The sequence below is a fragment of the Streptomyces sp. NPDC059454 genome, assembly GCF_042749965.1.
GTDB lineage: Bacteria > Actinomycetota > Actinomycetes > Streptomycetales > Streptomycetaceae > Streptomyces.
The window spans coordinates 122,705-137,024 of sequence record NZ_JBHYVC010000005.1 but is presented as its reverse complement, the minus strand read 5'-3'; the positions used below and the strand labels follow the sequence as shown (position 1 = coordinate 137,024).

Here is a 14,320-nt window from a genome sequence, read left to right as displayed (position 1 = left end):
TGATATTCACTATAACGAGTGCTGTATCCAGGATTCTTCCACTCCGCGCCCGCTTCATCCTCTTCAATCCGCACGAAGGCCAGTGATTGGCGCGAAGGGGCGGAGACTTGGCGATGCAGCAGCTTGAACGGGCCGTGGCGGTGGTGGGCGTGGGGTGCCGGCTTCCCGGAGGCATCACCGATCTGGACGGCCTGTGGGCCGTGCTGCGCGACGGGCGTGACATGGTCGGTGAAATGCCCGCCGACCGGCTGCCCCGCGACCGGACCGTCGACCCGGGCGGCGTGCGGCCAGGCCGCAGCTACACTGCCGCCGGCGGTTTTCTTGAGGACGTCGCCTCGTTCGACGCCGCCTACTTCGGTATCTCACCCGCGGAGGCCCGGCACATCGACCCGCAACAGCGGCTGCTGCTGGAGATGACCGCCGAGGCAATGGACGACGCCGCCATCCCCGCCGAGTCACTGGCCGGGTCGGACACGTGCGTGTACGTGGGCGTCTCCGACCCCGGGTACGGCGTGAACCTGTCCATGATGCAGGACCACACGAGCCCGCACACCATGCCCGGCGCCACCCTGTCCATCACGGCGAACCGGATGTCGTACGCCTTCGACCTGCGTGGGCCGAGCATGGCCGTGGACACGGCCTGCTCCTCCGCCCTGGTCGCCCTGGACCGGGCCTGCCGCACTCTGCGCGAGGGCCCGGGCCGCGTCGCCCTGGTCGGCGGCGTCAACGTGCTGTCCAACCCCTACTCCTTTGCCGGATTCTCCTACGCGGGCATGCTGTCGCGTCGCGGACGCTGCGCGGCGTTCTCCGCCGACGCCGACGGGTTCGTCCGCGCGGAGGGCGGCGCGGTGCTTGTCCTCAAGCGCCTCGCGGACGCGGTGGCGGACGGCGACCGCGTCCACGCCGTACTGGCCGCCACCGGCAACAACACCGACGGCCGCAGCACCGGAATGATCGTGCCCAGCGCCGAGACCCAGGAGGCGCTGCTGCACACGGTCTACGCGGAGGCCGGGATCGACGCGGACGACCTGGTGTACTTCGAGGCCCATGGCACCGGCACCCAGGCCGGTGACCCGGCGGAGGCCGAGGCCATCGGCCAGGCTCTGGGCCGGCGCCGCAGCCGCGGACCACTGCCGATCGGCTCGGTGAAGACGAACATCGGCCACCTGGAACCCGCCGCCGGAATGGCCGGCCTGCTCAAGGCGATCCTGGTCCTGCGCCACCGGATGGTGCCGGCGTCCCTGCACGCCCTTCCCCTCAACCCCCGCATCGACTTCGACGCCTTGGGACTGGCCCCCGCCGTCAACCCCGTCCCGCTGGACCCCGGGGAGAGGGCGGCCGTCGGAGTGAGCGCCTTCGGCTTCGGCGGAGCCAACGCCCACGCCGTCGTCGTTCAGCCGCCCGCCGCGCGGCAGCCCGAGCCGAACCCGGTGCCGGACGAGCGCCCACTGCCACTCGTCGTCTCCGCCCGGTCCGGCAAGGCGCTGAAGCAGATGACCGCCCGTATGGCAGAGCGGCTGCGGAACGCCGAGCCGGCGGACTTCTACGACGTGGCCCACACCAGCACCGTACGGCGCACCGCGCACCCGCACCGTGCCGCCGTACTGGCCACCGACCCGCAAGATGCCGCCCGGCAGTTGGACCGGCTGACGGCCGCGGAACCCGCGAGCGGGGCCATGGTGCGCGTCGGCGAGCGGGACGGGATCGCGTTCGTGTTCTCCGGCAACGCCTCCCAGTGGCCGGGCATGGCCGCCGACCTGCTGCGGGGCGACCCGGTTTTCCGCGGGGCCGTCCAGGAGGCCGACGCGGCCCTCGCACCCCACCTGGGTTGGTCGGTGGCGAAGGAACTGGCCCACCCGTCCCCCCGGAAGTGGCAGCGCACCGAGGTGGCCCAGCCCGCCCTCTTCGCCGTGCAGGTGGGCCTCACCGCGCTGCTGGCCTCACACGGGGTGCGCCCGCGGGCGGTGACCGGACACAGCGTCGGCGAGGTCGCCGCCGCCCTCGCCGCCGGGGTCCTCAGCCTGGAACAGGCCGTGCTGGTGATCGCCGAACGCAGCCGCACCCAGGGCACCACGGCGGGCCGGGGCCGGATGGCCGCCGTCGGCCTGTCCGAGGCACAGGCACGCGAGGAACTGCTCCGCCACGACGGCGCACTGGAGATCGCGGGAATCAACAGCGACCGGGACGTGACCGTCGCCGGGAACGCCGACGCGCTCGCGGCTTGGGGATCCGAACTCACGGGTCGCGGCGTCTTCTTCCGCGAACTTGACCTCGACTACGCCTTCCACAGCCGGGTCATGGAGTCCATCAGGAAGCCACTGCTCGACGCCCTCGACGGACTCGAACCCGCCCCGGCCCGCATCCCGTTCGTCTCTACCGTCGCCGGTGCCCCGCTGGACGGGCCCGAACTCGACGCCGCGTACTGGTGGCGCAACGTCCGCGAGCCCGTACGGTTCGCCGAGGCCGCCACCCACCTCGCCACCGAGCACGCCGGCGTCCTGGTCGAGATCGGACCGCACCCGGTGCTGCGCCCCTACCTGCGCCACACCGGCGCCATCTGCGTCCCCACCCTGCACCGCGACGGGGACGGCCTCCGCGAGACCGCGGCGGCCGTCGCCGCCGTACTCGCCGCCGACACATCGACCGACTGGCGGCACCACTTCCCCCGCCCCGGCCGGGTGGTCGACCTGCCCGCTTACGCGTGGCAGCACGAACGGCACTGGCACGGCACCGCGCACGACCTGGTCGCCCACACCAGCGGCAGCGGCCTGCTGGATCATCCGCTGGTGGGCGAGCGGATGCCCGCCCCGCACCCCGTGTGGCACGGCACCGTCGAGCCGCAACTGGTGCCCTGGCTGGGCGACCACAGGATCGGTAGCGACGTCCTCATGCCGGCCGCCGCCTACGTGGAGATGGCCCTGAGTGCCGGTCGCCGGGCCATGGACCGCCCGGTCGAGGTACGGCACCTGGAGATCGGCCGTCCGCTGTCCCTGCGGTGGCCGGACCCGACGCCGGTCGCCCTGCAGACCGCGGTCACCCCCGACGACGGCGCCGTGACCATCAGCGTTCGTGAGGAACACGGCGGTGAGTGCCTGCCCGTGGTACGCGCACAGGTCCGCAGCCTGCTCGGCACGGCACCGGCCCCGCTCGACGTCGGCGCGCTCCGGGCACGCTGCGACCGGAGCGTCGACGGCCCGGGCTTCTACCGCATGTGCCACGGCATCGGTCTGCACTGCGGGCCGGGCTTCCAGCTCATCGACCGCGTCGACACCGGCGACGGAGAGGCATTGGTCAGCTACCGGCTGGAGCACCCCGCCGACGCCTACACCGCCCACCCGGTCCTGATCGACGCGCCGTTGCAGGCCACCGTGGCCCTCGCCGAGGCGCCGGGGGAGTCCGCCGCGTTCCTCCCGACCGTGTTCGGAGCCGTACGCGTGTGGCGCACCCCCGCGCCCACCGGCGTCGTACATCTGCGCCGCCGCAGCCGCAGTGCCAACGAGATGTGCTGGGACATCACCTACGCCGACCCCGACGGCACGGTCACCGTCGAGATCGACGGCTGCCGCACCCGCCGGGCACACCTGACCGAACACACCCCGCTGACCGTCCAGCGCACCGTCCTGAGGGCCGCCCCCCACCCGGACGCCGCCGCCCCGCCCTCCCCGCTTCCCACGCCCACCGAGGTGGCATCCGCGGCCGAGCCGCGCATCGCCGCCGCCCGCACTGCCCTGGACGACGGCGGCCACCGTCGGTTCACCGCAGCCGCCGAGCAGGCCGGCGCCCATTGCTGGGCCGGGACGCTGCGCGGTCTTCTCGCCGACCCGGCGGCCCCATTCTCGATGGACGACCTGGTGGCCGGGGGCCTCCAGCCGCGGCACCGGCGGCTCGCTCGGCTGATGCTGCCCCTGCTGGCCGAGCACGGTCTCGCCGGGCCAGCGGGGGAGACCTGGCGGCTGACCGGCGTGGAGACCCACGCCGAGGCCATGCTGCGCGGCCTGGTCGAGGACCATCCCGCGTACGGCGCCGAGACGCTGCTCCTCAACCGGCATCTGCGCCGGCTGCCCGACGTGGTGCGGGGACACGCCGACGCACGTGAACTCCTGCCGACCGGGGACAGTGCCTACGAGCAACTCCACGAGTCCGGTCCCGCCCACCGCTTCGCCCACCGTGCCGTGCAGGCCCTGCTCGGTGACATCGTCGCCCGCTGGCCCGCTGACCGTCCGCTGCGCGTCCTGGAGTTCGGTGCGACCACCACCGCCCTGACGGCCGCGGTCCTGCCCGTGCTGCCGGCCGACCGGACCCGCTACACCTGCACCGCACCCACCGGCAGCACCCTCTCCCGCGCCGAACACCGCTTCTCGGCCCATGATTTCGTCGACTACCGGACTCTGAACCCGAACGCCGATCCGGCCGACCAGGGTCTTCCCCGAGGCGGGTTCGACCTCGTCCTCGCGGGCGACGCCCTGCACACCACCACCGACCTGGCCGCGACCCTGCACCGGCTGCACGGTGTGCTGGCGCCCGGCGGACACCTGCTGGCCACCGAACCGCATCACGCCCCGCTCCAGGCCCTGCTGTACGGCACGCTGAACGATTTCTGGGAGCGTGGGGACCACACCCTGCGTCCCGTGTCCCGCATCCTCGCCCGGGACCGGTGGGCACCGCTGCTGCACCGGTGCGGCTTCTCCGGTGTGGTGCAGACCGGGCCCGAGGACCGCTCCGTCCTTCTCGCCGCGGCGGACCACAGCCAGGCGGTGGCCACCACCGAGACAGCGCGGCCGGTACCGGGCGCCACCTGGGTGATCGCCGTCGAGGACGGCACCGAGACGGCGACCGCGCGAGCTTTGGCCGCCCGCCTCGGGAAGGCCACCGTGATCACCGCGCCCGACGAGGCCGCCGCCTGGAAGGCGGCCCTGCCCACGGACCCCGATCCGCGCGTCGTCCTGCTGCTCGCCGCCCCCGGCCCGCACGAGACCGTCACGCGGACCACCCGCCGCGCGGCACTCCTGCGCTCCCTGGCCACCGCCTGCGACGGCCTGAAGGGCGCAAGCAGCCCTCAGGTATGGCTCGTCACCCGACCGACCGGCCTCTTTCCCGCCCCGGAGCAGCCGACGCACCCGGTGGACGCGGCCGTCTGGGCGGCCTGCCGCACCTTCGCCAACGAGCGCCCGGACCTGTGCCTGCGCCGCTTGTCCTGCCACCGCACCGGTGACACCGACACCGACGCCCGCCGCCTGGCCGGCGAACTTCTCGCACCCAGTGACGACGACCGAAGCGCTCTGGAGGACGAGATCATTCTGACCGCACGGGGCCGGTTCGTGCCCCGGCAGGTACAGCAACCAGTGGACGAGCCCCCGGGCGTCCCCGCCGGTACGCCGTTCATTCTGGAAGCCCGTGACCCGGGCCTGCACCGGCGGCTCGTCTGGCGGCAGACGGACGCCCCCGAACCGGGACCGGGCGAGGTGCTACTGGAGATGCGGGCCGTGGCCCTGAACTACCGCGACCCCATGCGGGCCAACGGCCTGCTTCCGCCCGAAGCGGTGGAGAACAGTCCGCTCGGCCGCGGGCTGGGCACCGACGGTGCCGGCATCGTGCGTGCCGTGGGAGCGGGGGTACGGGACCTGAAGGCCGGCGACCGGGTCTGCGGCCTCGTGCCCGCCGCACTCGCCTCGCACGCCACGACCCCCGCCTTCGCCGTCGTCCGCGTTCCCGACGAGATGAGCTTCACGGAGGCGGCGACCTTCCCCGTCGCCTTTCTGACCGTCCACCAGACCCTGGTCCACCAGGCCCGTCTCGGTGCCGGGGAGACCGTGCTCGTTCACGGCGGAGCCGGAGCGGTGGGCCTGGCCGTCCTGCAGTGTGCCCGCCAACAGGGCGCCCGCGTCATCGCCACCGCCGGCACGGAGACCAAACGGGACCTGCTGCGCACGCTCGGCGTCGAGCACGTACTCGACTCCCGCAGCCTGGACTTCGTCCCCCGAGTGCGGGAGCTGACCGGTGGTCAGGGCGTGGACGTCGTGGTGAACTCCCTCAGCGGCGAGGCCATCGCCCAGGGCCTGGACCTCCTGCGCCCCAACGGCCGGTTCATCGAGCTCGGCAAGAGGGACATCTTCCTCAACAATCCGATCACGCTTCGCCCCTTCCACCGCAGTCTCACCTTCATCGGCTTCAACCTCGACGCCGTCGTGGACGACCCAGCCCTGCGAACCCGGCTCGTCGAGGTCTTCGACGCGGCGATCGGATCCCGCGCCTACCGGCCCCTGCCCCACTCGGCCTATCCCGCCGCCCGTGTCGACGAGGCCTTCCACCTGTTGCAGCACTCCCGGCACACCGGCAAGGTCGTCGTCACCTTCGACCCCCTGGACGAACCCGTCCCCGTCGAACCCGTACGCGGCTCCCTCCGCCTCGACAGCGAGGGCACCTACCTGATCACCGGTGGACTGAGCGGGCTCGGCGCCGCCACCGCCCACCTGCTGGCCGACCGCGGGGCCCGGCACTTGGCCCTGCTCTCCCGCAGCGGACCCGACGCCTCCGGTGCGCACACCCTGCTCCGGGAACTCACCGACCGCGGTGTGCAGGCCACCGCACACGCTGCCGACGTCACCGAGGAAGCGTCGCTGCGCCGGGTCCTCGACGCCGTGGACGCCACCGGGCACCCCCTGCGTGGCATCGTGCACGCGGCGATGCACATGGACGACGCGGTGCTGTCCGACCTCACCGACGACCGGTTCGCCGCCGTAATGGCGCCCAAGGCGGCGGGCGCTGCCCTGCTGGACCACCTCACGGCCGACCGCGACCTGGACCTGTTCCTCACGTACTCGTCCGTCTCCGCCACTATCGGAAACCCGGGACAGTCCGCCTACGCGGCGGCCAACGCCTACCTGGAGGCCCTCACCCGGGCCCGGCGCGCCACCGGCCGGACGGGTACGGCGCTGGCCTGGGGGCCGATCGGCGAAACCGGCTACGTCGCCCGCAGCGGCATGGAGGCCGCCATGGCCGGACGCGGCCTCGAGCTGCTCACCCCCACCGAGGTCCTGACCACCGCCGACCACCTCCTGGCCGCCGGCACCGACGTCGCCGGAGCGGGCCGCTACCGCTGGGGGACCGCACGTCATCTGCTGCCCGCCCTGGCCACCCCCCGGTTCGCTCCGCTGGCTCCGGCGTCCTCCGCGGCGTCCCCGGACGCCCGCAACGAACTCCTGAACGCGCTGGCGGACCTCCCGGCGGACGAGGCGGTGCGCAAGATCACCGACGTGATCACCCAGCTCCTCGCCGGTGTCCTGCAGACCGACCCGGCCGATCTCGAGCCCACGGTCAACGTCACCGACTTCGGACTGGACTCGCTGCTGGGGATGCAGTTCCTGATGCAGGCCCGGGATTTGTTCGACATCCGCCTCGGACCGGCCGACCTGGCCACCGGACGCACCCTGGCCCACTTCGCCCGTCTGGTCCACCAGCGGCTGGAGCTGAGCGCCGACGAGCGGCAATAGACGGAGCCTGGCCGGCCGAGGCTGGCGCCCGTTCGGCCAGGTCCCAGTGCTTACATGGTTCGGGTGCGTGTCGGTTCGCGGGTGGTGGGGCGCATGTGTAGTCCGCGGGGGTTGAGGATGGCGCCGAGGGCGGGAGTGACGTCTGTGCCGGGAGTGTGGGTGAGGCGCCAGCGGGCGGTGATGGTGGCTAATGCGAGGGTGGCTTCGGTGACGCCGAAGGTGTCGGCGATGCATTTGCGGGCGCCCCCACCGAAGGGGATCAGCAGGCCGTTGCGGCCGGTGGCGCTCTGGCCCGTCCACCGGTCGGGATCGAAACGTTCCGGATCCGGGTGCAGGTCCGGGTGGTGGTGGATGAGGTAGGGGCTGCACACCACGGTGGCGCCCTTCGCGATCGGGTATCCGTCGAGGTCGGTGGGGGTCGTGGTGATGCGGGTCAGGAGCCAGCCCGGCGGGTACAGGCGCAGGATCTCGGTGACGATCCGGCCGGTATAGGCGAGGCGGGGCAGCAGGTCGAAGGTGGCGGGAGCCCCGGCGGGCAGTACGGCGTCGACCTCGGCATGCAGGCGCTCTTCCACTTGCGGGTGGCGGGCGATCTCATGCAGGGCCCAGGCCAGGGTGGCGGCGACGGTCTCGATGCCGCCGAAGAAGAACGACATGACTTGATCGGCGATCTCGTCGTCGGTCAGGCGCTGCCCGTTCTCGGACGTGGTCAGGAGCATCGACAGCAGATCTGCCCCCTGAACGCCGCGGGCGCGGTGGTCGGCGATGATCGAGCCGATGGCTTTGTGCAGGCGCGCGCGGGCCTGGTCATAGCGGCGGTTGGCGGGCAGGGGCAGCCGGTCGAGCGGGTGGGGCAGGAGCATCCGCTGGTAGATGCCGTGGGAGAAGACGTTGAAACTCTTCAGCACGGCGGTGGTGTCGGAGCCGGGGGTGTCGGCGAACATCGTGGCCATGGTCGTGCGGGCGGCGATCTCCTGCATCACGGGCAGCACGTCGATGTCCCGCCCGTGGACCCACCCGTCGACAGCGAGTGCGGCCTCGCGGGTCATGACCTCGGCGTAGGCGGGGATCCGCTGGGCGTGGAAGGCGGGCTGGGTCAAGCGGCGCTGGCGGCGGTGGTCGCCGTGCGGACACGTCCCCAGGCCGTTGCCCAGTCCCTCGCGGACCCGCTCGATGAGCAGGCCGCCCTTGTCGAAGGTCCGGTCGTCAGTCAGTACCCGCTGAACCAGACCCGGGTCGCAGACCACCAGCGCCCGCACGGGTCCCACCCTGATCTGCACCAGGTCGCCGTGGGCGGGCAGCGACATCATGAACGCCAGCGGGTCCCTGCGCAGGGCCAGACCGTGACCGAGCAAAGGCAGTGCACCGGGGGCCTGGGGAGCCGTGCGGACTATGCCCATGCTCACTCCTGCGGAAGAAGGGGATCGGGCGTGCGAGAGGAAGCCGAGAAGTGCGCTGGAGGTACATCTGAACGGCTTCCAGTGTTCCAACTCGACGTGCCCCGCACTGGTGGAAATCCGGCCACGCAGGATCTGAGACCGCGGCCCGCACAGCCTCGCTCAGGTTGGCACCTCCGCCGCCCTGGCCCGGTCCTCCACAGCACGACCCGCCCTGCTGGCCGCGCCCGAGGGGTTCACGAACTGCGTCCCTGGTGAGGGCCCAGGCCGCCCTGGGCCCCACAGAAGCCGGCCTCGCCGCGACGGTCCATGGCTCGGCCGCCTGACCGGTGGAAGGGCCCAACCGGTCTGGTCGGTGGCCGCCCCTGCGGCCCGTTCTCGCTCTTTCGCACTCCAGTGCCCTTCGGCTTCGCTGGGGGCGCGATGCCCTTCCCGCGGGCGTGACAGCAGCCGTGGCCGCGGTACGCGATCAAGCAGAAAGCCCTTTGTGACCCGCACGCACGGATGAGGACGGTCGGCATGCCGCAGGACATCGACTTCGCTCTGCCCTTCCCCTTGCGCGTCAGCGCCGACCTGGAAGGCGCGCGCGTTCGCAACCTGCACTGGGTCCAGCAGCAGGGACTGGTCACCAGCCAGGCCGGGCTGGAGTGGTACGTCTCGTGGGACATGCCCCGCCTGGCCGCCTACGGCTTCCCCTACGCCCAGGGCCCGGAACTGGACCTGGCCGCGGACGTGATGGGGTTCTTCTTCGTCTTCGACGACCAGCTCGACGGCCCCCTCTCCCGCCGCCCCGAGAAGGTCGCCCGCATCTGCCAGAAACTCATCGACATCGTCCACGGCGCCGCCCCGGGCCCGGGAGTCGACCCGTGCTCGAGGGCGTTCGCCGGCCTGTGGCAGCGCAGCCGTCAGGGTGCGCCCGCCGGGTGGGTGGCGCGTGTGGCACACGAGTGGGAGTACTACTTCGCAGCCCAGGCCCACGAGGCCGCCGGCCGGCTGCGCGGCATACCCGCCGACATGGACACCTGCCTCCAGGTGCGCCGGGGCATCGCCGGGACCGCCCTGACCATCTCTTGCGGCGAGCTGGCCGCCCACCTCGACGTCCCCGCTGCCGCCTTCCACAGCCCGCAGCTGCGTCTGATGCGGGAGATCGCCGTGGACGTGCCGCTGATGTGCAACGACGTGTACTCCCTGGAGAAGGAAGAAGCCCGAGGCGACATGGACAACCTCGTCCTGGTCCTCGAACACACCCACCAGTACACCCGCCCCCAGGCCGTCGAAGCCGCCCGCCGCGAAGTCACCACCCGCATCGCACGCTTCCAGCACCTCGCCGACAAGGTTCCGGCTCTCTGCGCCCAGTTCGGGCTCGAGCCCCACCAGCAGGCCACCGTGGAGCGGTACGCCGGGGTCATGACGGCGTGGATGTCCGGCTACCACGCCTGGCAAACCGAAACCCTGCGCTACACCCACACCAACCAGACCCTGCCGCCTTCCGGCCCCGGTTACTTCGACAACATCCTCGACGCCTGAACCTCCCGGCCGCCATGCCTCGGAAGCGCGCGCTGGACGTCGCGGAATGGAGCCCGGCGATGCGACTGCACCCAGGAGCTCACGGACATGCACGGCTTCGATCACATCACCGGTTCCACCCCGACGGCTGCTGACACCAGGCCACCGTCCCGTCACAGTCCGGCCCGGCGGCCACGCACGGTGCGCACTACCGGTGAGCGCGCCCCGAGCTCCGCCGCTCATCTCGTCGTCACACGCATCTGCCCGTGTCGGCTTGCCCTGTCACCTTTGCTGGGGCGTTTCCTTGCGACCGTTGGTTCGTTGGCAGCTGTGGGACATCCATATGACCTACATCGGGGCTGAGGGAGGGGGCGTTGATGGAGGCAGAGGGAGTCCACCATTCCTACGGCGTTCGGCAGGTATTACGCGGTATCGACGTGGCGCTGCCTGCGGGGTCGGTGGTGGGCATCGTCGGTGAGAACGGGGCGGGCAAGTCAACGCTGTTGAAGATCCTTTCGGGGGAGCTGCGACCGGACCGGGGTACGGTCCGGCACGGTGGGCGGTTTGGGTACTGCCCTCAGCAGGTGGTGCTCAACGACGTGTTCACGGTGCGCCAGCACCTGGAGTTCTTCGCTGCGGCCTATGACGTTGCGGATCTGCGGCGGGCCGAGGAGGTCATGGAGATCCTGGGTTTCGCCCAGTACGTCGGCGCCCTGGTGGGGACGCTCAGTGGCGGCACGCGGCAGAAGCTGAACCTGACGCTCGCGGTGATGCACGACCCGCAGGTGCTGCTGCTGGACGAGCCGTACCAGGGCTTCGACTGGGAGACGTACCTGCGTTTTTGGGATCTGGTCGGGGACCTGCGTGCGGCCGGCCGATCGGTCCTCGTCGTCTCGCATCTGGCCTACGACACCGACCGGCTCGATCAGGTGTGGCGGTTGCGGGACGGTGTGCTGCACGGACGGCAGGAGGACGTGCGGTGAGGCGGGGGATGCGGCTGTTCAAGATCGCCACGCGTTATGGCCTGGTGGAGCACGCCAGGAACCGGTTCGCCATGCTGCTGGTGGCGGTGTTTTTGCCGGTGTGGGTCATGATGACGGGCTGGGCCATCGCCAAGGAGCCGGTGCAGTTCCGGCTGCACGGCACCGGTCGCGTACTGACCGCCGGCGGTGAAAAGATCACCCAGATCACCGGGGCGCTGAACGGGGTCACGCTGATCATCGGGTTCATGATGTTCGCGGCGACCTTCAGCAATGGGGCCTTCGACCGGCGTCTGTCCATGGCCGGGTTCCCCCGGGTTCCGCTGGGGCTGGCGAAGGTCGCCTGCCTGGTCATCGCGTCAGTGGTGGTCTGTTCCTACGCCACCGCGGTCATCTGCTGCTTCTGGTCGCCCAGGCAGCCCGTCATGCTCGGCGCGGCGCTGTTTTGCACGGCGATGACCTACGGCGCGCTGGGCGTCGCCCTCGGCACGCTCCTGCGCCGCGAGGTGGAGGGCATGTTCGCCATTGTGATGATCAGTGTCGTGGACCTGGGCTTGCAGAACCCCCTCGCCAGCGGCGGAGCGAACAGCGACATGGTGCGCTGGCTGCCCTCCTACGGTGCCATGCAGGCCGCGACGGCCGCGGGCTTCTCCTCCACCGTGCCCGCCGTGGACTTCGCCGTCCAGCTGGCCTGGTTCACCACCGTCGGCCTCATCGGGCTGCTTGCCTTCCACCGGCGCACCAGGTCCGCTCTGACAGCCGCCGTACGGATCGGCCGACAGGCGGATGCCGACCCGGCGCCGTTCGGGAAGGCGGCGAATCGATGAGGACGGTGTCCCTGCGCCAGCAGCCCGCGCGAGGACACCGCGTTCCTCTAGCCCCCGGGACTACCGCGTGGACGGGGCCGGGGCGGCAGGCCGGCTGATCTCACGACGCAGACGCTCCAGGTCCGGTCCCGCGGCCGTGGTCTGCGGCTGGTACCTCTCAGACTCGCCCTGTCGCATATCGAAGAACAGTTTCAACATGTCGTAGATTGCCGCATAACGGTCACCCTGGCCGGAGAGGCCGGGCAACGTGCGGAAGAGCACGGGCACATACTCGTATACCGCCTTGAATTGGGCACGTTTCTCCGCAACTTGGCGCTCCACGCGCTCGATGGCTTCCGCGAGGCTGCACCCCATCTCGTGACGCATCGCCCTGACCAGGTTGTAGGGGACCTGGTCTGCCTCGTCCTGGTCCACTCCCGCGAGGTCGTTCTCAGCGAAGACGACGAAGAAACCGAGATCCTCAAGACGTCGGACCATGCGGTGGCTGCGCACCGCCGGCGGCATCTCCCGGTCCTGCACGATCTCCGAGCACGCCAGGCCGACCTCGAATCCACCGGTCGACCTCCGCAGCGGCAGCCAGTCCGCTGTTGAGGGGATGTAGCCGCTGATGCGGTGACCTGCCTCACGCTCGCAGGCGTGGAGCCATTCCTCGATGTTGTCGAGCAATGCCTCCTGCCATCGCACTGTCCTGCCTTTACACAGGCGCGGCCACAACTGCGCCCAGGCCGTCGGGATCGCGCCGTGTGTGCACGGTGCGCCCGGGTCCTGGCGCAACGTCGTCACCAGTCCTTCCCTCAGTGCGGTAACGGCTTGCGGGTCCGTCAGCTGTGGATCCTCGAACAGGTCGTCCCACAGACCGAACAGCATGCCCAAGGCTGCGCTTGTCTGCTTCCGTTCGAAGAGGTCATCGTCGCTGCCATCGGCGTTGCCAGCTCCGTCCGCCACCCGAGGAATGATCCGCTCAATCATCGACAGAGCGCCCGACAGCCGGTGGTGATCGGCCTCGGCTGGGGTGGCGGCGATGCCGGTCTCCACGAGCCAGTCCTTCATCCCCTGCGTGACCTGTTGGGCTTGCACGCTGTCCTGGGGCTGAGGGGCCTGCCGGGCCTGGCGGGGAATGGCCGCGGGGCGGGAAGCAGTGGGCCGGTCGAGCACGGCCCGAGCGTAGGCCGTCAACCCCTCGAGCGCATGAGGGTGATCGGTAAGGCGGGAGAGTTCATCAGCGGCCTTGGCCATGTGTGCGTCGGCCGCCGCCTGTGCCTCCTGCACGGCCCCGGAGGCAAGAACGAGGTCCCGGGCGCGTGCGGCCTCGTCCTGTGTCAGCTCCTTGCCCAAAAAGTGGGCGAGGTCGCGGTCGCGGGAAGCCGCGCGGATCACCGGCAGGGTGTAGACGCCCTCGGACAGATCCGAGTTGACGGGCTTGCCCAGCTCCTCGGCCGTGGACGTCAGATCGAGGATGTCATCGCGCAGCTGATACGCGTACCCGAACTGCCAGCCGAACCCGGCCAGCGCCTCCTCCCGGCCCTCCTGCCGGCCGCCGTCCCTGACCGCCTGCATCGCCCCCAGACGACAGGCCAAGGCGAACAGATGCGCCGTCTTGCCCCCGATCGCGTCGAGGTAAGCCTGCTCACTGCGCGAGGACGAATACAGGTCGGCCGCCTCCATCACCATGCCGGCGCACATCCGCTCGTTCGCCATCGTCCCGGCGATGACTTCACGCTGCCCCAGCTGCGCCAGCATGCTCAGGCCGGTCAGCATCACGCAGTCCCCGGCGAGGATGGCGAGGTGCTCACCCCACACCGCGTTGGCGCTGGGGCGGCCCCGGCGCTCGTGAGCGTGGTCCACGACGTCATCGTGGTAGAGCGCGCCCAGGTGCAGCAGCTCGACGGCCGCGGCGGCACGCACGGCCCGGTCATCGGCCGGCACCGAAGGATCCGTAAGAACGTAGTACGAGAGCAGAGCAAGGGTGGGACGGACCAGGCCGCGGGACGTACCGGGCCCTTCCTGAGTGAGCGCGTCGAGTTCGGGTCTGCCCTGGATGCGCACCGGTCCCAGAGCGTCACGGACCCTGTCCAAGTCCGCCTCCAGACACGGAAAAACGGCAGGGTCAATCCCAGAGG

Annotated in this window: 6 protein-coding genes; 4 read left to right on the top strand and 2 right to left on the bottom strand. The window is 71.0% G+C overall.

All coding sequences use genetic code 11. The annotated features are described in order from the left end of the window. The first annotated feature begins 113 nt into the window (after positions 1-113). Positions 114-7,490: an SDR family NAD(P)-dependent oxidoreductase gene (locus ACFXAE_RS05270; protein WP_384708270.1), complete on the top strand. Its 7,377-nt coding sequence runs from the start codon at positions 114-116 to the stop codon at positions 7,488-7,490. A gap of 50 nt (positions 7,491-7,540) precedes the next feature. On the opposite strand, the gene ACFXAE_RS05265 is transcribed toward ACFXAE_RS05270, so the two are convergent. Continuing rightward, a complete protein-coding gene (locus ACFXAE_RS05265; RefSeq protein WP_384708267.1) occupies positions 7,541-8,890 on the bottom strand; it encodes a cytochrome P450 in 1,350 nt (449 codons plus the stop codon). A 516-nt stretch (positions 8,891-9,406) separates the two neighbouring features. Here ACFXAE_RS05265 and ACFXAE_RS05260 point away from each other — a divergent pair. The 3 genes from ACFXAE_RS05260 (at position 9,407) to ACFXAE_RS05250 (ending at position 12,200) form a co-directional block, all read left to right on the top strand. Continuing rightward, positions 9,407-10,414 carry a terpene cyclase gene (locus tag ACFXAE_RS05260; RefSeq protein WP_384708264.1) on the top strand — a complete coding sequence of 336 codons (1,008 nt, stop codon included), beginning with the start codon at positions 9,407-9,409 and terminating at the stop codon, positions 10,412-10,414. A gap of 356 nt (positions 10,415-10,770) precedes the next feature. Continuing rightward, positions 10,771-11,376 carry an ABC transporter ATP-binding protein gene (locus ACFXAE_RS05255; RefSeq protein ID WP_384708261.1) on the top strand — a complete coding sequence of 202 codons (606 nt, stop codon included), beginning with the start codon at positions 10,771-10,773 and terminating at the stop codon, positions 11,374-11,376. Then, positions 11,373-12,200 (top strand): ABC transporter permease, encoded by an 828-nt coding sequence (locus tag ACFXAE_RS05250; protein ID WP_384708258.1) that lies wholly within the window; start codon positions 11,373-11,375, stop codon positions 12,198-12,200. The genes ACFXAE_RS05255 and ACFXAE_RS05250 overlap by 4 nt, the downstream gene beginning before the upstream one ends. Positions 12,201-12,260: 60 nt before the next feature. Here the strand turns inward: ACFXAE_RS05250 and ACFXAE_RS05245 are convergent, their stop codons facing one another. Then, positions 12,261-14,246 carry a polyprenyl synthetase family protein gene (locus ACFXAE_RS05245; RefSeq protein WP_384708255.1) on the bottom strand — a complete coding sequence of 662 codons (1,986 nt, stop codon included), beginning with the start codon at positions 14,244-14,246 and terminating at the stop codon, positions 12,261-12,263. Positions 14,247-14,320 lie beyond the last annotated feature (74 nt).